Source organism: Spirosoma sp. (assembly GCF_026391055.1).
Taxonomy (GTDB): Bacteria; Bacteroidota; Bacteroidia; order Cytophagales; family Spirosomataceae; genus Spirosoma.
This window is the reverse complement of the sequence record NZ_JAPLET010000020.1, coordinates 330,470-353,095: the sequence shown is the minus strand read 5'-3', so window position 1 is coordinate 353,095 and position 22,626 is coordinate 330,470. Positions and strand designations below refer to the sequence as shown.

At 49.4% G+C, this 22,626-nt stretch carries 18 protein-coding genes; 5 read left to right on the top strand and 13 right to left on the bottom strand.

The genetic code is table 11. The features are described 5' to 3' along the window. Nucleotides 1-210 precede the first annotated feature (210 nt). Entirely contained in the window at nucleotides 211-4,221 is a 4,011-nt protein-coding gene (locus NT073_RS14340) for a C25 family cysteine peptidase (protein WP_297374652.1), read from the top strand. Nucleotides 4,222-4,316: 95 nt separating this feature from the next. Here NT073_RS14340 and NT073_RS14335 read toward each other — a convergent pair whose 3' ends face one another. The 3 genes from NT073_RS14335 to kdsB form a co-directional block, all read right to left on the bottom strand. Continuing rightward, entirely contained in the window at nucleotides 4,317-5,219 is a 903-nt protein-coding gene (locus tag NT073_RS14335) for a cation diffusion facilitator family transporter (RefSeq protein ID WP_297374649.1), read from the bottom strand. A 111-nt stretch (nucleotides 5,220-5,330) separates the two neighbouring features. Continuing rightward, on the bottom strand, nucleotides 5,331-5,993 hold the full coding sequence (locus NT073_RS14330) for a thiamine diphosphokinase (protein ID WP_297374646.1): 663 nt from the start codon (nucleotides 5,991-5,993) through the stop codon (nucleotides 5,331-5,333). 116 nt (nucleotides 5,994-6,109) lie between these two features. Further along, nucleotides 6,110-6,922, bottom strand: coding sequence for a 3-deoxy-manno-octulosonate cytidylyltransferase (gene kdsB, locus NT073_RS14325; protein ID WP_297374643.1), 813 nt, complete (start codon nucleotides 6,920-6,922; stop codon nucleotides 6,110-6,112). Nucleotides 6,923-7,139: 217 nt separating this feature from the next. Between kdsB and NT073_RS14320 the strand changes: the two genes are divergently transcribed. After that, nucleotides 7,140-10,673, top strand: coding sequence for an NB-ARC domain-containing protein (locus NT073_RS14320; RefSeq protein ID WP_297374640.1), 3,534 nt, complete (start codon nucleotides 7,140-7,142; stop codon nucleotides 10,671-10,673). A 6-nt stretch (nucleotides 10,674-10,679) separates the two neighbouring features. On the opposite strand, the gene NT073_RS14315 is transcribed toward NT073_RS14320, so the two are convergent. The 9 genes from NT073_RS14315 to moaC all read right to left on the bottom strand — a co-directional run bounded on the left by NT073_RS14315 (nucleotide 10,680) and on the right by moaC (nucleotide 18,154). Continuing rightward, entirely contained in the window at nucleotides 10,680-11,381 is a 702-nt protein-coding gene (locus NT073_RS14315; protein WP_297374637.1) for a phosphatase, read from the bottom strand. A gap of 131 nt (nucleotides 11,382-11,512) precedes the next feature. Further along, nucleotides 11,513-12,364 (bottom strand): 3-deoxy-8-phosphooctulonate synthase, encoded by an 852-nt coding sequence (kdsA, locus tag NT073_RS14310; protein WP_297374634.1) that lies wholly within the window; start codon nucleotides 12,362-12,364, stop codon nucleotides 11,513-11,515. A gap of 159 nt (nucleotides 12,365-12,523) precedes the next feature. After that, nucleotides 12,524-13,621, bottom strand: a complete 1,098-nt coding sequence (locus NT073_RS14305; protein ID WP_297374632.1) for an iron-containing alcohol dehydrogenase family protein — start codon at nucleotides 13,619-13,621, stop codon at nucleotides 12,524-12,526. Nucleotides 13,622-13,652: 31 nt separating this feature from the next. Continuing rightward, nucleotides 13,653-14,858: a DegT/DnrJ/EryC1/StrS family aminotransferase gene (locus NT073_RS14300; RefSeq protein WP_297374629.1), complete on the bottom strand. Its 1,206-nt coding sequence runs from the start codon at nucleotides 14,856-14,858 to the stop codon at nucleotides 13,653-13,655. Between the two features lie 120 nt (nucleotides 14,859-14,978). Continuing rightward, on the bottom strand, nucleotides 14,979-15,455 hold the full coding sequence (locus NT073_RS14295; RefSeq protein ID WP_297374626.1) for a nucleoside deaminase: 477 nt from the start codon (nucleotides 15,453-15,455) through the stop codon (nucleotides 14,979-14,981). Nucleotides 15,456-15,457: 2 nt separating this feature from the next. After that, on the bottom strand, nucleotides 15,458-16,249 hold the full coding sequence (locus NT073_RS14290; RefSeq protein ID WP_297374621.1) for an aminoglycoside 6-adenylyltransferase: 792 nt from the start codon (nucleotides 16,247-16,249) through the stop codon (nucleotides 15,458-15,460). A gap of 63 nt (nucleotides 16,250-16,312) precedes the next feature. Next, nucleotides 16,313-16,921 (bottom strand): hypothetical protein, encoded by a 609-nt coding sequence (locus NT073_RS14285; RefSeq protein WP_297374618.1) that lies wholly within the window; start codon nucleotides 16,919-16,921, stop codon nucleotides 16,313-16,315. Between the two features lie 83 nt (nucleotides 16,922-17,004). After that, nucleotides 17,005-17,688 carry an NTP transferase domain-containing protein gene (locus tag NT073_RS14280; RefSeq protein ID WP_297374615.1) on the bottom strand — a complete coding sequence of 228 codons (684 nt, stop codon included), beginning with the start codon at nucleotides 17,686-17,688 and terminating at the stop codon, nucleotides 17,005-17,007. Then, nucleotides 17,681-18,154, bottom strand: coding sequence for a cyclic pyranopterin monophosphate synthase MoaC (moaC, locus tag NT073_RS14275; RefSeq protein ID WP_297374611.1), 474 nt, complete (start codon nucleotides 18,152-18,154; stop codon nucleotides 17,681-17,683). Before moaC ends, NT073_RS14280 begins: the two co-directional genes overlap by 8 nt. A gap of 207 nt (nucleotides 18,155-18,361) precedes the next feature. On the opposite strand from moaC, the gene NT073_RS14270 reads away from it, so the two are divergent. From NT073_RS14270 to NT073_RS14260, 3 genes are all read left to right on the top strand, one after another. Next, nucleotides 18,362-19,081, top strand: a complete 720-nt coding sequence (locus NT073_RS14270) for a ferritin-like domain-containing protein (protein ID WP_297374608.1) — start codon at nucleotides 18,362-18,364, stop codon at nucleotides 19,079-19,081. A 15-nt stretch (nucleotides 19,082-19,096) separates the two neighbouring features. Next, a complete protein-coding gene (locus NT073_RS14265; protein ID WP_297374605.1) occupies nucleotides 19,097-19,897 on the top strand; it encodes a ferritin-like domain-containing protein in 801 nt (266 codons plus the stop codon). Between the two features lie 190 nt (nucleotides 19,898-20,087). Next, nucleotides 20,088-21,281, top strand: coding sequence for a molybdopterin molybdotransferase MoeA (locus tag NT073_RS14260; RefSeq protein WP_297374602.1), 1,194 nt, complete (start codon nucleotides 20,088-20,090; stop codon nucleotides 21,279-21,281). Nucleotides 21,282-21,375: 94 nt separating this feature from the next. Here NT073_RS14260 and NT073_RS14255 read toward each other — a convergent pair whose 3' ends face one another. Next, complete coding sequence (locus NT073_RS14255; RefSeq protein WP_297374599.1) at nucleotides 21,376-22,620, bottom strand: Pycsar system effector family protein; 1,245 nt, start codon at nucleotides 22,618-22,620, stop codon at nucleotides 21,376-21,378. Between the last annotated feature and the right edge of the window lie 6 nt (nucleotides 22,621-22,626).

Below are 22,626 nucleotides of genomic sequence, written 5' to 3'. Positions count from 1 at the left end.
GTTCGTTGCCGATCAGTTGCCGTAAAGATATCAGAAGCAGTCTCTCCTTAAAACCTCCTGTAAACGGGCTACCACTCCGGATAACCAATACGCTGGTAATGATGGACGATTAGATACTTTCGGGACTCTACGCACGTCTAAGAATCTACCGTTATACGCTATCCCTCTACCCTTTTCTGATCCCTTATGCCGTGTTCGCTTATCTTTAAAATGCTGCCTCTGCTAATCGGCTATCCGCTGATCATGCGGGCACAATCCAACATTAACAGCTCTAGCCTAACCTACTGGATCAACTACACACAACCATACATTAAAATACCCGTCACTGAAAACGGCCTATACCGGATCACACCGGCGGAGTTACGCCTTGCCGGTATGCCAACCGATCTGATAAGCCCCAAAACGATTCAGCTCTTCCACCGGGGTGTCGAACAAGCTATTTTTATTCAGGGTGAAACCGATGGCCGCTTCGATACCAGCGACTATATGGAGTTTTACGGGCGCCGGAATGATGGCGTAGCGGATTCGCTTCTCTACCACCCTCCTTCGGCACAGCCTCATCCGTACTACAGCCTTTTCACCGATACAACAGCTTATTTTCTAACTTGGGGCGTAGATACAGCCGGGAAACGCATGACCGCTTATGCCGATTCGTCGGGGGCAGGTCTGACACCCGAGTCATACCACTGGGCTGAGGATTTACGGCTTTTTACCGATAATTATCCAGGCTGGCCAAACGGCATAATGCCCAAAACAGAGTCCAGTTATTACGAAGCGGGTGAAGGCTACACGGGGGCTATCCAGCAGAAAGACAAACCCTTCCAGTCTATATTTTCACTCACCAACGCAGTTCGAAACGGTCCAGCTCCGCAAATAGCGGTCCTGGTGGTAGGTCGGGATTACGCAAACCATCGGGTCGACTGCCTGCTCGGACCAACGCCCGATAACCTGCGACTGGCCGATTCAATCCGTTTCCCGACTTACGACAATGCTCTGCTTCAACCGTTGCTAACCTGGACTGACGTTGGGGCCGATGGAAATTTGATTGGCTCGACCATTTCGCGGGGCGAAAATATCTCTGCCGATAACTATTCGATCTCGTACATCCGCGTTCGTTATCCACAGACTTTCGCGATGAACGGCCAGCAGGAGCAAACTTTCCAGCTGGCTGCCAATCCCGTTGGGCGGTCGTTGATTTCCATTACAAACCTGATGCCCAATACCCGTTTCTGGGATATTACCGACCCGACAAATCCAGTTCAGCTTAGCCATTCGATTCGTTCTGATTCGGCCGGGCTGGTTATTGATCACACAGAAACCGCCCGAACGCTCTTCAGCACCAGTCAGCCCAAACGGGTATCGAAACTTCTTCCTATACGCTTCACGGACTTGTCGAGTCGCAGGCCAACCTATGTGATCATTACTCACGAAGCCTTGATGACGCCCCTAACGGACTCCTTGACCGGTCGAGTTACTAACGCCATCCAATCTTATGCCGCTTATCGGGCCTCGGTCGCTGGTGGTACGTACGACACACTGACGGTTACCATGCAACAGCTTATCGACCAGTATAACTACGGCGAACGAAGTCCGCTGGCCATTCAGCAGTTTATAAACCAGATGCGGCAGCAAAGCAGCGAACACTTACGCTACCTGCTGCTTATTGGCCGGTCACGCAGCACGCCCGGTGTGCGCAACAACCCGAACCAGGCTTTACTGGATATGGTCATGACGGCCGGTTATCCCGGTTCCGACGGTTTATTTACGGCTGGGCCGGATGGGGTACCGGCCATTCCAACGGGTCGCATCAATGCCGGAACACCGATGGAGGTAATGAATTACCTGAACAAGGTGAAAGAATACGAAGCCCAGGCCGATAACGCTGGCTGGCGGAAGAGCGTGCTCCACCTGAGTGGAGGACTGTCGTTGGGCGAGCGGGATTTGTTCCGTCGGCTGGTAGACAGTTACCGGCTAACGGCAACGGCGGAATCGTTAGGCGCAAACGTATCGACGGTTTCCAAAGAAACGGATAACCCGGTTGAGTTCATCAGCCTGACGAAACAGGTCAACGAAGGCGTTGGGTTGATGACGTTCTTCGGCCACTCAGGATTAGCGATTACAGACCTAGCGATCGGGTTTTGCTCCGAAGATGCGCTTAATTACCGCAACAAAGGCCGCTACCCGCTCCTCTTTGTCAATGGTTGCGCCATCGGAGATTTTTTCTTCGGTCGGCCAACGCTCGCCACCGATTGGGTACTAACGCCAAACCGGGGAGCAATTGCCGCTTTAGCAACCAGTCACCTTGGGCAGACCGATGTAATGCACCGCTATACAACAGCATTTTATAGCCTGCTGGCCGACAGCGCCCAACTCAACAAATCCATTGGGCAGCTTCAGCAGGAAACCATTCGTCGGGTTCTAGCCAACTCAACCGACGGGCGCGATCTGGCGAACTGCCAGCAAATGGTTTTACAAGGCGACCCGGCCGTCCGACTTTTTCCATTCAGCACGCCCGACTATGCCCTCACCACCGGCGGGCTAACGGTTCTGGGCAAAACCGAATCCAGAAGCGGGCAGTCGTTAACGACGCTGAGCGATTCGGTACAGATGCTGGCTATTGTTGAGAATGCCGGGCTGTACCGAAATAGACCGCTTCCGGTTCGGGTGCGTCGCTGGGTGAATGGACAGGAATCAGGCGTGTTTAACCTGATCGTTTCATGTTCTGTTGCGTTTCGGGATACACTGGTGATTAGCTTCCCCAATGAACGTGATGCGGCAGGAGAGAACGAATTTGAGGTAACCATCAATCCGGCCGACTCCCCTCTGGCGCAGACAGAACGTAATCAAACGAATAATCAGGCCCGTATTCGCCTGACAATCCCCGGTCAGAATCCCGTTCTGATTTATCCGTCCCCGAACGGCATCGTTCACTCATCCGCTATCCAGCTTACGGCTTATTATCCACCCAATAAACCATATAATGCTGATATTGAATTAGATAGTACCATCAACTTTAGCAGTACCTTCAAACAAACCTGGCGAGTAACCAATACGACTGCTATCAGCGTTCCGGTACTATTGCCCACTCGTCCAGACGTTACCTATTACTGGCGTGTCCGATTGGCTAACAGCACCGCGTCCGGCCCGACGAGCGCCTGGTCGGCCGGTTCGTTTGTGTATTCACCCGCGAGTACGGCAGTGGGATTGCCCGAGGGCCAACTGTGGCTGGCCACTTCATTACCGCCGGATGTTCAGCAAGGCGACGTTGTTTCTGTTCAGGCGCTCTTTGCCAACCTGAGTCCGGTTTCATTTGCGGATTCGCTGGTTGTTCAGCAAACAGTTCACGCAGCGGGTCTGACAAATCCACAAACACAGCGGTGGACAATTGCCCCGCCGGTACGTGGCGATACAATCCGAATAAATATCCGGATCGCCACCAAGAAGCTCCCCGGCCTCAACCGGGTTGTGTTAACGGTTAACCCGCGCCTGCAACCCGAGTATTCGTTCCTCAACAACTCGCTTGACCTGCTGTTGCCGGTTCAGCCCGACCAGTTACCCCCCCTTTTGGAAGTTGCCGTAGATGGCGCCCGACTTACGGATGGCGCGGTTGTTTCCGCTCGCCCGGTCATTGATTTGCTGCTTATCGACGAAAATCGTTCGCTAATCTGGCAAGACACGTTGGGTGTAGACTTATACTTGCAGGGGCCGGGACAAAAGACTGGTTTTGACCGGCTGAACTGGCACGGCTCCATTATTCAGCCGGCAACTGCAACGAATGAATTCGGAATACGGTATACCTCGCCCCTGCTGGCCGAAGGAAATTACCGGTTGCTAGCTACTGGCCGAGATGTGGTTGGAAATCCGGCAGTACCTTATCAGATAAGTTTTCGGGTCGTCAATGACCGGCACCTAACAAACCTTACCGTTTACCCAAACCCGTTCCGCGACAGGACCCTCTTTTCAGTTCACCTAGCCGGCGAAAAAGCCCCGGCCAACCTGACCATTCAGTTATTGAATTTGGCTGGTCAACTCATGCGACGGATAAGCCTGTCTCCCCGCATTGGTTTAAATGAGTGTATATGGGATGGGCGCGACGGTGTCGGCAACCTGCTTCCGGGTGGTGTTTATCTCTATACGATCAATCTTCATGATACCTTTAATTGGCCCATTTCCGACAGTCTGAGCCGTAAGTTGAGCGGCCGAATCATTCTCCTTCGCTAATAGAGACGAAATCCTTATGGCGCTGTCAGTTGCAAGAAACGGACCATACAAAACGCAGCTAAATGGTAATGTCATCGCAAACAATGAGGCCAGGATTAACCCAGCGTAACCGGTTCAATATACACTTGCCTGACCGAGGGCTCGGCCGCCTGAATCGTTTGGCGAATCCGGTTGATCCCGTCGACAATGGCATCTGTTTTAAGCTCTGGCTGGAAAGCAACCCGCTGAATCAGCACAACCTCTTCCGGTCCCATTTGAAACGTGAACGCGTTCACCGTTTTGACTACGTCGGCATCGGCCTCTGTCAGCGTTATCGTTTGTTGAACAATGGCGGGAGAAGCGGCTTCTCCCATCAGTAAGCTACGGCTTTCGCGGGCTAGCAACACAGAAACGGCCATCAACAAAATACCGATCAGAATAGACGCGATACCGTCCAGATAGGGGTTGTTCAGCTGATGCCCAAGGAAAACGCCCAGGAAGGCGATGATAAGGCCAAGCACATCGGACACGTCTTCAAATAGCACCACAAACGTAGCGGGGTCTTTACTTTCTTTCACCGCCGACCAGAACGGCTGATCGCCCCGCTGCGCATTGAATGCTCGAAAAGCCGTTACCATGGAGATACCATCCAGCACGATGGCTATACCCAGCACGATGTAATTCCAGAGCGGGTTTTCAATTGGGTTTGGATGCTGTAAATGGGTTATTCCTTCGTAAAACGAAACCCCACCCCCTACGGCAAAAATGAGCAGCGAAACCACAAACGACCAGAAGTACAGTTCCCGTCCGTAGCCGAAGGGCCGTTTGGCATCGGCCGGTTTCTGGCTTCGTTTCATACCCAGGAGCAGCAATACCTCATTGAGCGTGTCGACAAGTGAGTGAATCCCCTCCGAAACCATGGCGGAGCTGCCAGTAACGCCAGCGGCTATAAATTTGGTGACGGCTATTGCCAGATTAGCCCCTAAGGCCGTATAAATCGCAGTTTTGGTTGATGCCATGCCCCTTGAACCGTTTTTCCGGCGATATGTTCAAGTTTGCTGTCTTGTCTGAGGCACACCAAAATAAGGAGTTACATCTATCTTACAGGACTTTATAGTTTATCTGCTTATTTAGTCCCAGCACTCCATGATGAGCAGATCGCCAGTTTGGGCTTCAACACGAACGAACCCGTCCTGTGCGGCTTCGTTGCTGCTGCTGGTGTTGTAGCCGAGTGTGAGCGTGGCGTCCTGAAGATCGTATTTGAGCCCCTCTGAGGTATAGCCCGTTACGGTGCCCACAGGAATTAGGGAGATGGGCGTTCCGGCTTCGTACCATTTCTCGAACCGACCGACCAGCGGAAAAACCTTCGAGTGGTCGTCAATCATCACGATACGAATCTGGTCTTTATATCGGACAATGTTGGTCATGTTGGTCAGGCTGTGGTCTGCCCGCCGGCCGGTGGCCCAAACGATGTTGACCGCCGGATATCCCCGCTCGATCAAATACTCGATCCCTTTATCAAGATCAGTTTTGTCCTGGTTGGGCGTGTGAACAATTTCCAGCGGGTATTGCTGCTCCCGAATGGTGTCTAGGTCCAGGTCGTGGTCGAAGTCACCTAAGAGCACGTCCACTTTAATACCCAGTTCGAGCACCCGCCAGATAGCACTATCGAGCACGACTACCGTTGGGCTCCATTCCAGAAGCTGCCCTAACAACTCGGCACTACAGGCTTCGCCGTTGGCAATCAGCAGGGCCGGTTCCTGCTTTTCGCGGACGATATGGTGTGATGACATTACAACAACTCTTCAGAAAAAGATAGCGAACTTTTGGTGTACAACGACTTTTGCTGAATTAGTGATGAAGGCGGTTCTCAATAAGTGATAAATACGATCTTTCTAACCATCGAACATCAATGCTTTACTGACTGTGTTATTGCATGCTCATCTTTAGCATTAAACCGAGATGCAACAGATGAAATCTGAAGGATTTTTTCAACATCGCCCGGTTCGTCAACGCAATAGCTATGATAGTTAGTCTCTACTAATTTAATTGTATAACCAGCTTCCAGCCAGCGTAATTGCTCCAAGGACTCGGCCATTTCCAGGCCCGAAGGAGGAAGTTGTGTAATTTTATCCAGCACATCAGCACGGTACACGTACATACCTACCTGCCGATGATAGTGATAATGCTTATGCCACTCCGATGGATCTATACCCGCTAAATAGGGCACAGCCAGACGACTAAAATACAGGGCTTCATTGTTAGCGTTGATAATAATTTTAGCCTCCTTAGGGTCGTGCAAAGACTCCGCTGTCTCAGCCGTTGTCATTTGAGTGGCTATTTCAATCGTTCCATCCAGAATAGTGGTCAGTTCTTCAATCTGATTAAAATCAAGAAAGGGTTCATCTCCCTGGATGTTGATAATATAGTTGGTCGAATCATCAGGCACTGATCCATTTTCGATAAGACGACTGTACGCTTCCCAACAGCGGTCTGTACCACTGGTATGATCTGTACGCGTCATAACCGCTTCAGTTCCGGTTCGGCGCGCCACTTCTGCAATACGCTCGTCATCCGTTGCCACAACCAGTTTATCCAGTGAAGTTGCTTTCAGGGAATGTTCAATAACCCACTCGAGCATAGTTTTTCCAAGAATGTCAAGTAGGGGTTTGCCTGGGAAGCGTGTTGAGCCGTAACGGGAGGGGATAATGCCAATAATCATTTGCTATTAAAGAAATGTCAAATATACAAAATAGCCGCAATTTATCCTTTATAATCCCATCCGATTCTATTGACTCTACCCGGTTATATGGACTCTGGAATCACTACATTAACAGAAGCACCACAGTTGATACCTGATACTTACCGTATTATAAATAGAAGATCCTTCTTTCATTAAAAAGTCTACCTTAGAAGTAAATCAGCACCACCCAATTGAAATGATAAAAAATACATTAAATGTACTCGCATCTGGTGTACTCACTTGCTTATCAAATTCTGAGGTACAAAAAGTACTTACCGACGTACATAAGATTGATCTACCCGGATCTAAAATTGTGTTAGCAATAGGCAGCACCCTAATTTCAGCAGTAGCTCCAAACATACTTAATAAAGTAGCAGAATCAATTACATTTGAAAAAATTAAACATACTATAAAGGAACCACATCCTGGCAAATTGAATCATGATCTGGAACACCTAATCGCAAAATCTGCTATTCAATCTGTTGGCTGGATAAAGAAATTATTCATCGAACAATTAAAAAACGAATTAAATTTAGGAAAATTTGAAACATATTCAGAATTCACTTCTAGTGATATCGACACAGTTGAAGAGGTGCTGAACACTATGCAGGGAGACTTAAAAAGTTATTTTGAAATTAATCAAAACGAAAAAAAAATTCTAGAAAACCCTGTTGACAATTTAAAAGAAGTAACAGACAAATTATTTATTTATACCAGTTACTTACCTAGTGGAGAAAAACGAAACGATGACCATCCTGTCTGGAATCGACTTAAAGAATTCTTCAACAATCAATTACCACTTTGTTTTGACCTTGCTTTTAAAGAAGCATTAAAGGATAAAGATAATGACAAAGAGCGAACAGCGTTTCAAATTTGGATTTGGGAAAACATACAGGCTGAGGTAAAAGAGAACAATCGATTAATAAATGAGCTTAGAGAAAATTTAATCAATAAAATACAGAACGAAATTAAAGTCCTTAGACAGGAGAATAATGTCCATACGGAAAGTACTCAATTTCTATTAAAATCCTTAAGAGAAACTGTTGATAAAACATATATATTATCGATAAAAATCGCTAATATAGTAGACATTCTGCTAGTAGGGCAGGTTCTGGAGAAGGAGACACTAGAAAGATGTGAAACAAAATTAGATGAATTACTCTCTGGACGTAGCAAAAAAGGCTTAGCAAAGCTAATACAAAACGTTGACAAAGAAGCTTTTAAATATGCACAATCTTGCTATTTTAATGCGGATTTAAAGTACATAAATAACGCGTTAGCTATTACGAAGGATAATGTAAATGAGAAAATTTCCGACAATCACAAGATTTGCATAGTTGGCGAACCGGGTATGGGAAAGTCATTTTTGGCACGTCAGGTTGTATATTCTATTTTTCTGGATGAACAGCAGAAAACCGACAGCCGAAAATATGACATTATCTGGTGGATCGACGCTGACACAAATAAAGTTGAAAATGAATTGATTGAACTAGCTGAAGAAGTTTTTAGCAAAAATACAGTCTCAAAATGGTTGGCAAAAGCAGGTACTGGTGACGCTATTGGTAACGTTGGTGTGATCAAGGAATTGTTCAAAGAATTGAAAGACCAGTCTTGGCTAATTGTATTCGACAACGCAATGGATACAGACATGAACACCCGCTTTGGTCCTGAACCTGTTACGTTTGAAGAATATGCAAAAAAGTACCTTCCGCAGACCACTACTAAAGGTCATTTACTACTCACCAGCCGAAACAAAAGCTGGGTTATACGGAGCAAAGTAAAATACCCTTTCCAACCGCTATACCTAGAAAAATGGACCGATGAATCAGTAAAAGCTTACCTGGAAAAATCTGAGAATCCTAAACGGAAAATAACAGTTAGCTCACTTGAGCAAGTTCGTATTTTCCAAGGGCTTCCGCTGGCAGTTAGTATTGCAAAGGCCCGCATATTGGAGATAAACAACCCAAATAGATTTGCAATTTTTTATCAGGCTTGGAGTGAAGGATTTAAAAAAATTGAGAAAGAAGATTATGATACAGATCGAAACTTACTTACAACCATAGATGTATCCTATCAAACCCTTTCGGGCGATCTAAAGCATTTAATTAATATTTTGGTCTGTTTTGCCCCAGATGATCTGCCCGTTTTATCACTTTACGAACACAATGTTGATATTGAAGACACCCTTGACTATATTGAACGTTTGTCATTGGGTAGATATGATGAATCCGCTAAACCGCCTTTGTACTCTATGCACCGGCTGGTGCAGGAGTGTATAAAAGAACTCCAGGTGAAAAACGGTACGCTGGATACCAGCTACCGCTATGCTATTAACTTACTGGCCAAGCGGTTCAACGCAATTTTTGGTAAAGACAATACATTAATTAGTTTATTGCTTTCTCATGCCGATGCACTTGCATACGTCATGAGAACTGAACAAAAATCTTTTAGCATGAGTGAGTTAGAGAAAAACGAAGCTGCGCTACTTTTTATAAATGCTGGACAGTACCACTTCGATGCTGGTGATAATAAACAGGCTATTGAACAGTTTGAGTCTGCAATTAGTATAACAACCGATGAAGTACTAATTGCAAAGGCGAAGAAGGGCCTTGCCAATGTGCTGTTTTTATTAGGAAAAAGTCACCTTGATGAAGCAGAAGAATTTGCTAGAGCGGCAGCTGATTACTTCAAAAAATTACCTAACAAGACTGATTACATAGACTGCCAAAACGACGTTGTAGGAAAAATCCTTCAACGTAAATGTGAATTTAAAGAGTGTGAGGAAATTACACTGTCAACCGATGTGATTGTCAAAGAATACATTTACAATAACGTGGGGGAGAGCAATGTATTCGAGCATATTGTTGAGAAATACGTACGAAATGAAGTCGATAAAATAGCCGAAAAACAAGGCAGTGTATACCATAATCTAGGCTCACTTTACTGGACTTGGGGACGGCCCGGTAATGGCGATATTAGCGATTATGAACGTGCACGTAACTACTTCGTCCTAGCAATTGGTTTCCAACAAAAAATGGTGGATGCCCTCAAAAGGGGAGTAGATCGGTTTACGGATAAAGATATACGAGACAGGTTAGAAGTAGCCGTCGGCAGAAAAACGTTTTTCCTAAACGTAAGTCGTATGATTTATGGAGCCGTATTGGGTTTATCGAAACTATATAGTGGCGAACAGGGTCAGTGGGCGCAACACCTGGCAGCTTTTGATGATTTTAAAGAGCGTGCTTTTGAAAAAAGACGATATGCTTATACGGCTTATTATAAGCTTGCGTTTAGTTGGGATAGAGAAGTATTATTAAAGGAATTGCCTGATAAGTTTAGCAAAAACGACTTGATACAGGAAGTTTTACGCTATGATGACGTTTTAACTGGCAATGACGAGAAGTTTGACCTGATAAAAAAGATAGTAAACCTGCGTGAAGCAGTTAGAATACCAACTAAACAGAATGTAGCTGGAAGTTACTACAACGACCTTAAAACCCAGTTGGAAGCAATGAAATATGAGTTTAACCGGGACGGACAACCAATTTTCCGGTACTATGACGTCGATACTTTCTCAGTAAGTGCTATCCTTGATTATGCTGCTTTTCTGTCCATCAATGGATACCAAACTGAAGCTCAAGAAGTAGCGAGCTATGGCCTAAAAGTAACTAATGGGATTGACTATCCTCGAATTGACGAATTAGAGGCTTTAGCAGCAGGAAACCAATAAATCAGACTATTTAGGTTCTGGCCCATTCATGCCTACTGTCCAGTAGCTTGGCTCGACAGCCTGCCGCTGCTGATAGTACTGGTCGTATACAGGCTTGTACCGAAGCCGTTCGGCCATAACGGTGTCGAACTGGCCAAGAAGACCCAATAGGAGTTCGCACCCTTCCCGAACGGCAAACTGCCCGCTCTGGTTACCAGTGATATAGTCCGCAAGGCCATTCTTACTTACGTAGTTCGTGAACAGAGGATTGGCCTGCCGGCGAACCATAATGCGAACACCCACTATTTCGGCCACAGAAAGGTCCAGGGCATCATCAAAGAAAAAGGCAACCTCCTTTGGTTCCAGTTGGTGCTCTTCGAGCAGATGGGCCAGCACATCCACTTTATGCTTAGCCTGCGAATAACAGGCATGAAAATGCTCACGACCCACCAGCGTATCGGCCAAGCCATTGGTTACGCCCGTGATCACAGCGGCCACCGGCAGATGTCCATTATGCTGTAACCAAAGCCCGAACCGGAGCAGATTTGTTCCCATCGAATCGACTTCGCTGAACGAACTACTACCCGCTTCGGTCTTGATACCGCTGTTGAAGACACCGTCCCAGTCGAAGACAATGGCCTTTACTGACCGAAGCTTTTCGGTCAGCGCGTCCGCGGGCGTAACAAATTGACCGCCCAGAGCGGTGAAGGTATTTTCTATGTCAACCATGAGAAGGATGTATGATATAGGTGAATTGGGTGATGTTGTACCTACAGGTTTCAGCCCGTAAGTCAGCACGTTTAGAACAGCAGTCTTAATTACGGGCTGAAATCACTCAATTCACCTATATTCTACATCATTTAAGCCAATTCCGGTAAAGTGTTGCGGTACTTTACTTCAACCGCGTGTAGTTCGATGAGGGGTTTCATGAACTCTTCCAAATAGCGAATATCCAGTTGGCTGGCAGCATCGCAGAGAGCTTCAGAAGGACAGGTGTGGGTTTCAACAAATAGACCATCTACACCAGCAGCCACACCGGCGCGAGCAAGTACGGGCAGGTATTCCCGCGCCCCACCTTTTGCATCGGCCGACGGAATACCGTACTTCCGAATGGCGTGGGTAACGTCGAACACTACCGGGTAGTTGGTGCGGGCCATATGATAGAAAGCGCGTGGATCAACCACCAAATCATTGTAACCAAACGTAAACCCACGCTCGGTCAGGATGATTTGCTCGTTACCCGAATCTTCAATTTTTTTAACCGGGTGCTTCATGTTTTCCGGTGCCAGGAATTGTCCGTGCTTCACATTGACAACCTTACCTGTTTGGGCAGCTGCCACTACGAGCATTGTCTGCATACACAGATAGGCCGGAATTTGCAGCACGTCGACCACTTCGGCAGCGGGAGCACACTGGTCCGGGTAATGCACGTCGGTGAGCAACGGGAAACCGAACTGCTCTTTTACTTTAGCCAGAATCTTGATACCTTTTTCCAGGCCGGGACCGTTGTAGTAGTTCAGGCTGGAGCGGTTATCTTTCTGGAAAGACGACTTGTAGATGATCTTGATACCGAGCCGCTCCTGGATTTCACGGAGCTGCTCAGCTACCGTCATCATAATTTTTTCATCTTCAATAACGCAGGGACCGCTTATGAGAAACAACTCATCGGAACCGCATTCAATGTCGCCAACGCGAACGATTTTTTTGGACATAATTGTAAGGGGATTATGACACAGACCGAACCGCCGGAGCGGATGCACAGAGAGTAAAGGAGATGCACAGAGATTTATTTTCTCTTTACTATCTCAGTGTATCTCCATGAACCTCCGTGCATCCGCTCCGGCGGCCCGGTCTGTGGCAAAACTTTTAATCTACAGTCTTCGAAACAACTCCTTCAGCACGTCGATGGTGATGGTTTCCTGCCAGTTGTCACCGATGGCGTGTAACCACATGTGCGGCAAGTTGTACGACACGTGCGCCATTTGGGTAATGGTGTCATCACTCCAGTCTTTCGATAAGCCCTGCGGCAGGTCTATCTGGTGGTAGGCGACCATCTCTTTGAACTCGGCAACCCCCTGCGGATAATAATCTTCCAGGTGGTTCATGATCAAACAATTGGCATAACAATGCCGGGTTCCCAGAATCTTCGACAGGCCGTAGCTGAGCGCGTGACAAACGCCCACTTCGGAATAAGTCAGGCTTAAACCGCCCATCATCGACGCCACCATTAGCTTATCGTCGTTCTCGGGGGTCTGGCCTGAGTTTTCGCCCAGATAAATTTCCCGGCAAAGTTTCATGGACTGTTCGGCAAAAGCGTGTGAATACGCGTTGTTCAGTCGCCCATTCTCCGATTCAATACAGTGAATGTACGTATCCATGCCCGTGTAGAACCACCAGTTACGGGGTACGCTGGCAATGAGTTCGGGGTCGAGCACAATCTGGTTAAACACCGTCCATTCGCACTTCAAACCCAGTTTTTTAACCGGACCCGTCAATACCGCTGTCATCGACACTTCGGCACCGGTACCCGAAATGGTGGGTACGCCAGCGTGGTAAACGCCCGGCTTTTTGATCAGATTAAGCCCCTGGTACAAGGTGGAAGAGCCTTCGTTGGTGAGCATCAGCGACAAGGCTTTGGCAATGTCCATGATGCTGCCGCCACCGATGCCGACAACACCCGATGGAAGCCCCTTCTTCGCCAGAATTTCGTCGCGAAGCTGATCGATCTGGTCGGTGGTAGGTTCGTGTTCTTCGACGCTGATGTAGTACGTCAGATCTTCGGCATGTGCCGGAACCTGTCCTTCAAGCGGTTTACCTTTGAAGTAATTGTCGACCAGAAAGACGAAATAGCCTTCGTTTTCAGTCCGGACAGGCGCGATGATTTCGTCGAGCTGCGAGAAACTCCCCCGACCGAAAACAGTTTTCTCGACCCCTTTAAAATTTTTATGCGTGGTTTGTGTTGCTACCATTGTATCGTTAAGCCGTAGTGGCTGAAAAAAGTTACGCTTCAACCAGGGTTGCTTTCCGGATGGCGGCTTCAATATTCGACGCCAGGGTTGCCACTTCTTCCGATGTCCAGGTGGCCCGGATACCGAACGAAATCAGCCGGCCAATGGTCGCCTGGGCGTTAGGAATGTCCAGATTTTTGTAGTCCTGGGGCGCACCGAATTTTTCGATGGGCAGCGTCGACGCCGTCCGCATTTCCTTTATATGATCCCACTGGTTAATGAAGTGGTACATGTTGGTAAACCAGTAGTTGAATCCACCAATACCGGCCGCGTTCATTTCGGCGACAACCCGCTGGGCTGTTTCCGTGTCGGGCAGGAGCATGTTCAGAAATGTAGCCGAATCGCCATCAGCGTCGGGAATACGGGCGAACTCCACACCGGAAATCTGCCCCAGAGCTGCCATTAGCTGGCTTTTGTGGGCGTTGTTGCTCTCGATGATTTCGGGCACCCGGCGTGTTTGCACCAGACCAACAGCCGCATGTAATTCGCTGATGCGGTAGTTGAACCCTAAAATGGGGTGTTGCTCCATGCCCCGGTTGCTGCCAATGTGGTCGTGGCCGTGGTCGGAATACGAGTCGGCATGTTTGTAGGCTACTTCATCGTTAGTTACCATGATGCCACCTTCGCCTGCCGTTGCGATCTTGAAAAAGTCGAATGAATAGGCACCGGTTTTACCCCATAAACCCGTCGAAACACCTTTATAGCTGGCACCCATTGCCTGCCCGGCATCTTCGACCAGCACCAGGTTGTGTTCGTTGATGACCGCCATGATGGCATCCATATCGGCCATTTGTCCGCACATGTGTACCAGACAAACCCCTTTGGTACGGGGGGTAATCGCCTTCCGAATACCTTCGGCACTTAAACAAAGCGTTTCGTCAATGTCGGCGAAAACGGGCAACGCGCCAACCATCAGTACAGCTTCGATGGTGGCAATGTAGGTAAAGGGCGGCACGATGACTTCATCACCAGCACCGATACCGGCCGCAGCCATCGCACATAAAGCCGCCGTTGACCCGCTCGAAACGGCATGAGCGTACTTCGCGCCAACTAGTTTGGCCACTTCGGCCTCAAACTCGCGGGCTTTGTAAATATTGTTTCGTTGTGCTTCGTGATTATACCGAAACAAGATGCCGGTCTCGAGCACATCGTTGATCTCTGTGCGCTCAGCCGCTCCGAAAAATTCCATTCCTGGCATGACGTAATCCGTTTAGAGGGTCGCTTGGGGAATTACTTTTGCTCAGCGACCATTTATATCGCAAAAGTACGGGTTTTCGCCCGAGAACGAATACATAGATTTACAGGTACGTCTCACACGTTAATAAGGAATTCGCTTTTCTAGCGCCACCCATTCCTTGAAAACAGCCTCGGCTTCGTCGCGCAGGAGCTGGTGCATGGGTATGTGTCGGTGTTCGTGCGGTTTGTCAATCTCTTCGTAAATAAACTGATCATCAAAACCAACATTGGCCGCGTCGGTATGTTGGGCGGCATACACCACACGACTCGGACGCGCCCAGTAAATGGCCCCAAGACACATCGGACAGGGTTCGCAGGAAGCATATAACGTACAGCCATCCAGTTGAAAGGTGCCCAGGTTATGGCAGGCATCGCGAATGGCTACCACTTCGGCATGGGCCGTTGGATCGTTGGTCGAGGTGACCCTATTAAAGCCCTTTCCAACAATTTGTCCATCGCGAACAATGACAGCGCCAAACGGCCCGCCCTGATCGGTTGTCATCCCTTCGCGGGCGAGCTGAATGGCCTCCCGAAGAAAAACTTCATCCTGATTAATCATGATTACTGATGAATAGTGGTCAGATACTCTGTAACGATTGTCTGTGCTTTTCGATTTTTAATTAACGTAACCGGCGCCAGTTTGTCCCGTAATTCTTCATATAGGTTCATGGCTTCGGTCAGGCTCAGGCACAGACTTACCCGGTTCGCGCTGGCAACGGTTTTTAGCAGCCGATCTAACTCGTCTGACGTAAATGTCGTTTCGGCACGTCGCACTCCTCTTGGCTGTCCGTTGTAGTTGAGATGCAGCAGCGGCCCCAGCACCCTGTCGCGAATAAACGACAAAAAATCCATCGCTTCGAAAAACTCGCCCCGGCCAATTTTAAGCGCGGCATAATGCATCCAAACCCAGAAGCGATCTTCCGTCCATTGAAAATCGAACGGAGGATATACAGCTACCGACTTCTCCATAATCGACGTTAGCTGTTCATCTCGCTCCCATAGAATGACCGGATTCTCCACCCGCTCGTAGAACTCATCGAGTGTCAGAAACTTGATATCCACGTGCAGCAAGGGAGATTCATACAAGGCAATCAGCAGGCGCGGCTCACCCACGTGGTCGCCCCGGAACGATGCCAGCAAAGGACCGATCCGGGACGCATACGCCTGCATCTGCTCTACGTCTGGTGCCACTTTTCGGCTGAGAAGCAGCACCAGATCCAGGTCGGAGTAAGCATCCAGTTCACCCGATGCCCACGAACCACCCGCTGCCAGACCAATTGCTTCAGGGTCCTGTTGACATACGTTAATGGCCGAGTCGATGAATGGTTGAAAAAGCGATAAATGAGCTGTCATAGGCTAGTTGCGATTAGTAAATTATCGCATAACAGCCCCTCATTTTCTTTAGTTCAGCCCCATCTACCGAACAGGCAAGACAACACCGATACCATCGGGGGTGGCAGAGAGGAGCAATCGTTCCTGTTTATCGCCCCGGTTCTTAAAAATGAAGTAGTTGACCAGATCAAACGCGAAAAGAAACCCGCCCTGAAACATAATTGACTTACCGTAACCCCGCAGTTGGTCGGCCTTGTCGGGCTGATTAGTGCCCCGTTCCCGGAGGTAAGCACCACCCACAACATAAGCGACGTCAAGACCGGTGTTGAGCAACAGGATTTTCTTCATGTTCTCATGCTGTTTCACCGCATCGGCCAGTGTTTCAGAACCGACCAGCGTTTTGCGTGAACCGAGCAGTCCAAACCCGGCAATGCCGAGGTTGACCAGGTTCCAGTACACGTTCATTTTATGAAAATACTTCGTCTCGCCTGAGGTTTGTCCGGCGGCTACGGCCCCAACGGCAATGTTAGCCAGCGCGTAGCTGCCGAGGGTAAGGCCAAGGGTTTTCTGATGCCGGATGCGCTGCTCGGTGAAGTTTTGCAATTCGGGCGAGGGTGTTGCTCGCTGGGCCGAGGCTCCTCCACTCAAAAGTAAAGAACCAGCTGCAAGAAGTAGTTTATTGATTTTTCTCATAGAGATGCACCGTACCGGCGGACCGGGAGAAACTTAGAGATTCACGGAGTTTTATTCTTAAATCAATATATATAAGTAGGAAGTTAACTGCGTTGTTTCAGAGCCGCCCTGGCTTCGGGATCATTGATGTTCACCAGTTCGCGACGATCCGGCACGGAGATGATCTGCACGTCATTTTGCCGGAGAAGCTGCCGGGGCGAAACGGCTCCCTGAGCAAACGCCCGCTGAAAAATCGGCCCGAAAGCCGATTCATAAATCCCCAGCAACGGTTCGGGCAGTTGTCCATCCGAATCGTAAAAAACGGTCGCCATTTTATCCGGTGCGCGATTCGCCAGCAGGGCGTCGATGGACGAGGCTGTCAGCAATGGCATGTCACAGGCCACTACCAGCCAGGCCGCCGACGGGTCGGTTTGAAAGGCCGACAGTATGCCATTCAATGGGCTGACCAAATCGTATACATCAACAATTATCGGCTGATTTGCTCCAGCAAGGTCACCCGCCTGATCGGCATTGACTGACCAGAAAACCGTTTGGCAATAGGGTTTGAGCAACTCAGTCAGGTGTTCGCGCTGGGATTTGCCGTGGTAATTCAGCATGGACTTATCCTCCCCCATCCGGGTACTCCGCCCCCCCGTCAGGATAAGTCCGTTCAGGTTAAGAGCAACGGGCGAATCCACGCCGGGCGAATCCACGCCGGACGAATCCACGCCGGACGAATCCACGTCGGACGAATCCACGTCGGACGAATCCACGTCGGACTTACTCACGGTGAAAGTCCCGTTTACCACCCGTTTTTTCCATCAGCTTGGTTTCTTTGATGATTATGTCGTGCGAAAAGGCTTTGCACATGTCGTAAATCGTCAGGGCTGCTACCGACGCCCCCACCAGTGCTTCCATCTCCACGCCTGTTTTTCCTTCCGTCGACACTAAACAACTCACAATAGCGTCATCCCCATCGGTCGTAATGGTAATCTGACAGTTATCCAGACCAAGCGAATGGCAAAGTGGAATTAAATCGTCGGTGCGTTTGGCAGCCATGGTTCCGGCAATGATGGCTGTTTGAAAGACCGGACCTTTTTTGGTAGCAATATCAGCTCCATTCAGGTGTTGCATAATGGCGGGGCCGAGCGTAACGATTGCCTGAGCGCGGGCCGTCCGGCGGGTAACCGTCTTGGCACCCACATCGACCATGGCCGGGTTGCCGTCTGCATTGAGGTGCGTAAATGAGTTCATAGCTTTTAAAGAAAACAGATAAGGCAAAGGTAAACGCTCCTGCTCAGGATTGTGTAACCGGTGACGTGATACGCCAGAAGAGGTCGGCCGGTGGCGACTCTTTTTTAGTTCTTACGGCCTTTACCTCACTAGTTTACAACCTACAGCCAAACTCCTAGTATTACAGGATGACAAAGCTACAGTTCTATTTTTTTCATCTTTTACTCAATGAAAAACAGTTTCATGAACAACCTTAAAACACCTTTGGAGCTCAGCACTCCCAGGCGTGCATTTCTGCGCACAGCCACCGCTGCGGCCGTTACGGGTGGGCTGCTGACTGCCTGTTCGACGGCTACCCCCGACATTAGTCCGAATGGCGGACGGGTACCGGGCGATGTAATTACACTGCCCGGAGGTGATCTTGGCATTCTTAATTATGCCTTTGTGCTGGAACAGATCGAATCCCGTTTCTATGAGTTAGTACTGGCCAATCCCTATGCAGGAATGACCGCCATGGAAATGCAGTTATTTCAGGATCTCCGTAATCACGAAGTAACGCACCGGGCGTTTTACCGGGCCGCTTTAGGCAGTGCCGGTATCCCCGATCTGACGCTGGATTTCAGCGACATCAATTTTAAGGAGCGTACGGATGTATTGGAGGCCTCCCGGAAGTTTGCCGAAATTGGAACGGCAGCTTACAACGGGGGCGGCAAGTACCTCACCGACCCCGAAAACCTGGCAGTGGCGGGTAAGATTGTTTCGGTAGAAGCCCGGCACGTGTCCATCATCCGCGAGATTGAGTACATGAATCAAACGGCATTCTCCGGCGACAATATCGTCATCGAGGGCCTGTTCATTAAACTCGAACCGGCTGAGGTAGTCCCGATTGCTCAAAAATATGTCCTTGAAATTATTGATGCCCACAACCTGCCGTCAGTCGCAGCCTAACCCGTTTGACCAATTATGAATTTACAATCCATTTTTACCGAACTCCAACAGGTTGACGGCGAATTTTTCGACCGGCTGGAGCACGTATCCCGGCGGAGCCTGTTCAGTACCATAACCCGTAAAACGGTGGCATTGGCGGCTCCGGCAATCATGGCTTCGGCTCTGACGAACGCCTACGGACAAAGCAGTCAGTTACCACAAAACGTAGTGGACGTTCTGAACTTTGCCCTCCTGCTCGAATACCTTGAGTCGGATTTTTACGAAATTGGCACCAACACGCCCGGCCTAATTCCGAACCAGCATAAACTGGCGTTCGAATACATTCGCCGGCATGAGGAACTTCACGTCAAGTTGCTCAAAAAAGTGCTGGGCGATAAGGCGATTCCAAAACCCGCTTTCGATTATTCTGCCAAGGGTGCTTTCCCCGACACATTTTCTAATTTTCAGACTTTTGCAGCCGTTTCGCAGGCGTTTGAAGACACGGGCGTTCGGGCCTATAAAGGACAAGCCCCGAATCTGATGAATGACAAGCCGATTCTGGAAACAGCCCTTCAGATTCATGCTACCGAAGCGACACACGCGGCCCGTATTCGTTACCTGCGCGGTCAGAAAGGCTGGATACCGCTGGCCAGCCCTTCTGGATTGCCGCAGGCAGCTGCAGCCGTTTACGCGGGCGAAGACAATGTCGTACAAAAGGGAATCAACCTCGCCAGTTTATTGAATGGGCAGGTACCACTGGAAGGCATCACCGAGGCTTTCGATGAGCCGCTGACTCGTGAACAGGTGACCGCCATTGTGGCGCCATTCCTGGCGTAACGTGCGTAAACTATATTTTCAAATGAAGCCGCCGGTCATTTAAACGATGTCCCGGCGGCTTCATTCGTTGCATAGTCGTCAGGTTGAGATCGATGTGGTCAGGCTTTGTTGTTGCCATCCTGTGGCGGGCCGTTTGTAGGATGGTCTGTTTTGGACGTAACTTGTCGTGACATTTTCGCCTTTACCAACTATGATTTCCGTTGCCGACGCCTTTGCCATCACTCAACAACATCTAATGACACTCCCAGCCGAAACGGTACCCCTACCGCTCGCCAACGGCCGGGTACTCCGCGAAGCCGTCCGGGCCGACCGCGATTTTCCGCCGTTTGACAGGGTAGCGATGGATGGTATCGCCATTCGGTTTGCTGACTATTCAGCCGGCCAGCGCACGTTCACTGTGACGGGTATCCAGCGCGCCGGTCAGCCCCAGCAAACGCTGTCAGAAGCCAACAGCTGTCTGGAAATAATGACAGGGGCCATGTTGTCCACTGGTGCGGATACGGTCATTCGGTATGAAGATGTGGACATTACCGATGGACAGGCGACCATTACGATTGACGATGTACAGCCGGGTCAGCATATTCACCCCCAGGCAACGGACCGGCAGACGGGCGATGAGCTATTGTCGCCAGGAATGCGCCTTGGTCCATCTGAACTAGCGGTAGCCGCTTCGGTCGGGCAGATTACGGTACGCGTAACGACCCTGCCCCGCGTGGCGCTGATCTCTACCGGCGACGAACTGGTCGATATTGCCGATACGCCCCTGCCCTACCAGATTCGCCGTTCGAATACGTACATGCTCCGGGCGGCTCTGGGCTCGTTGGGTATTGATGCCTCTCTGCACCACATTATTGATGATGAAACTATTCTGGCCAACCAAATCGACGGTCTTCTGGCAGCTAATGATGTGTTGATTCTGAGCGGGGGTGTCTCCGCCGGAAAGGCGGACTTTGTCCCTGCGGTTCTGGCGCAACTGGGCGTGCAGAAGCACTTTCACAAGATTGAACAACGACCGGGGAAACCACTCTGGTTTGGCACAACCCCGACGAAAACCGTCTTTGCACTGCCCGGAAACCCTGTATCGACGGTGTTGTGTGCGTATCGATATGTGCTGCCATACCTTCGAGCCTCGCTTGGGTTACAAACGCAGGCAACGCATTATGCTCAACTAGCCGAACAGGTTGTGTTTAAACCAGCCATCACTTATTTCTTACCCGTCCGGTTAACATCCGAACCCGACGGGCGTACGCTGGCCCACCCTCTACCCGGCTCCGGTTCCGCTGACTCTGCCAACCTGTTAGCCGCCGACGCCTTCATTGAACTCCCCGCCGACCGTACTGAATTTGGTGCAGGGGAAGCGTACATGATTTGGGAAACGAGATAATTTTTAAACAGGAAGCTCACTGACGGAGTAATACGCATTGGGCATAGTCTCTGGCCGGCGGCTGTCTTCATTAAATTTTACCCTACTACTTGTATCATTTGCTGAAGAACAGGAATACGGTCAGGAACGCCAGAATGGACGTTACAAAACCAAACATAAAAATGGTGTAAGCAACCCGCAGAAGCTTGTATTTTTTCGCTAGGACAAGGCCCAGATAATATATGTCCCGGGTCATGGTGTCGTAGAGGTAACGGCTGTCCTGCATTAGTTCCTGGATGCCCCACTCATATTCTCCCAGACTCATGCGGTGGAAATTGCCAAAGAACAGCAGATTCCCTTTCTTCTCTAGAATGTCTTCGTGGCTGAATGTACCTTGTGTAACGTTTGGGCGGGTAGCCAGAATGGCGAAAACGATTGTCAACACAGATGTTGTCAGGAACAGGGCAGTCGGCATCATCAGGTTAGGGTTCTCCTCGATCCGGCGCGGAAGAATAGACACCAGAATAGACACCATGATCGAGTTCACCGAAATCATGATGTTAGCTTTGCTATCCGCAATTTCACTCAGCCGCAAGTGATTGGACGAGGTTGTCCGAAACATGGTTTCAATGCCCCGGTCAGATTTATTGTCCTTGCTCTTTTTCTTGTCTGTTGCTGGCTCTGTCGCGGCTACTTCCGGGTTTACAACTGATTGCGGACTTACGACCGCAGCCGTTTTGGCTTCCGGCTTACTATCACTGTTCTTTTCAGCCTGCTTTTCTTTCAACCGGCGTAGATTATCTCCCTGCCCTTCCTGCAAATGGTTTCGGGCATATTTGGTGAAGTACTCGTGCGTTTCGAGCAGCGCAATGTTCTTTTGCCGCCATTCGCTTCCCGAAATAGCCACGCCCGTCAGGTTCTCCTTCTCTTTGCGGAGTAATTTTTGTTTGTCCTTATAGTCGTCACTGGCTAGGTGGAACATGTCGGCATCGCAAAGGATCTCTTCCAGCCGGTTTCGTGGCGACTGTGGCAGTTTGGTAGCGCGGATACAGCCTTTCACCTGCTCAATGATTCCCACAGATACTCCCTGCTCCATCAGAAACTGGGCAGCGAGCTCGGCGCTTCGTTCCTCATGATTCTCGGGCGAGCCGCTCAGGTACCCAACATCGTGAAACCAGGCAGCCGCCAGCACGACCAAATCCTCCGTTTCATCCAGTTTATAATGCTTGGCCAGTTGTTCCACGGCGAGAACAACTTCCCGGGTATGGGCGAGGGTATGATACGTCAGATCGGGCCGGGGATTATCGCCGAACGCCTGAACGATGTGGGTCTCAATCTGGTGTACAAGTTTAGCAGTCATAAGAGA

Bases quoted from the DNA above. Each gene is read 5' to 3' on its own strand.
- NT073_RS14340 (WP_297374652.1), top strand. From the start codon at position 211: ATGCTGCCTCTGCTAATCGGCTATCCGCTGATCATGCGGGCACAATCC.
- NT073_RS14335 (WP_297374649.1), bottom strand. From the start codon at position 5,219: ATGGCATCAACCAAAACTGCGATTTATACGGCCTTAGGGGCTAATCTG.
- NT073_RS14330 (WP_297374646.1), bottom strand. From the start codon at position 5,993: ATGTCATCACACCATATCGTCCGCGAAAAGCAGGAACCGGCCCTGCTG.
- kdsB (WP_297374643.1), bottom strand. From the start codon at position 6,922: ATGATTATTGGCATTATCCCCTCCCGTTACGGCTCAACACGCTTCCCA.
- NT073_RS14320 (WP_297374640.1), top strand. From the start codon at position 7,140: ATGATAAAAAATACATTAAATGTACTCGCATCTGGTGTACTCACTTGC.
- NT073_RS14315 (WP_297374637.1), bottom strand. From the start codon at position 11,381: ATGGTTGACATAGAAAATACCTTCACCGCTCTGGGCGGTCAATTTGTT.
- kdsA (WP_297374634.1), bottom strand. From the start codon at position 12,364: ATGTCCAAAAAAATCGTTCGCGTTGGCGACATTGAATGCGGTTCCGAT.
- NT073_RS14305 (WP_297374632.1), bottom strand. From the start codon at position 13,621: ATGGTAGCAACACAAACCACGCATAAAAATTTTAAAGGGGTCGAGAAA.
- NT073_RS14300 (WP_297374629.1), bottom strand. From the start codon at position 14,858: ATGCCAGGAATGGAATTTTTCGGAGCGGCTGAGCGCACAGAGATCAAC.
- NT073_RS14295 (WP_297374626.1), bottom strand. From the start codon at position 15,455: ATGATTAATCAGGATGAAGTTTTTCTTCGGGAGGCCATTCAGCTCGCC.
- NT073_RS14290 (WP_297374621.1), bottom strand. From the start codon at position 16,249: ATGACAGCTCATTTATCGCTTTTTCAACCATTCATCGACTCGGCCATT.
- NT073_RS14285 (WP_297374618.1), bottom strand. From the start codon at position 16,921: ATGAGAAAAATCAATAAACTACTTCTTGCAGCTGGTTCTTTACTTTTG.
- moaC (WP_297374611.1), bottom strand. From the start codon at position 18,154: ATGAACTCATTTACGCACCTCAATGCAGACGGCAACCCGGCCATGGTC.
- NT073_RS14270 (WP_297374608.1), top strand. From the start codon at position 18,362: ATGAAAAACAGTTTCATGAACAACCTTAAAACACCTTTGGAGCTCAGC.
- NT073_RS14265 (WP_297374605.1), top strand. From the start codon at position 19,097: ATGAATTTACAATCCATTTTTACCGAACTCCAACAGGTTGACGGCGAA.
- NT073_RS14260 (WP_297374602.1), top strand. From the start codon at position 20,088: ATGATTTCCGTTGCCGACGCCTTTGCCATCACTCAACAACATCTAATG.
- NT073_RS14255 (WP_297374599.1), bottom strand. From the start codon at position 22,620: ATGACTGCTAAACTTGTACACCAGATTGAGACCCACATCGTTCAGGCG.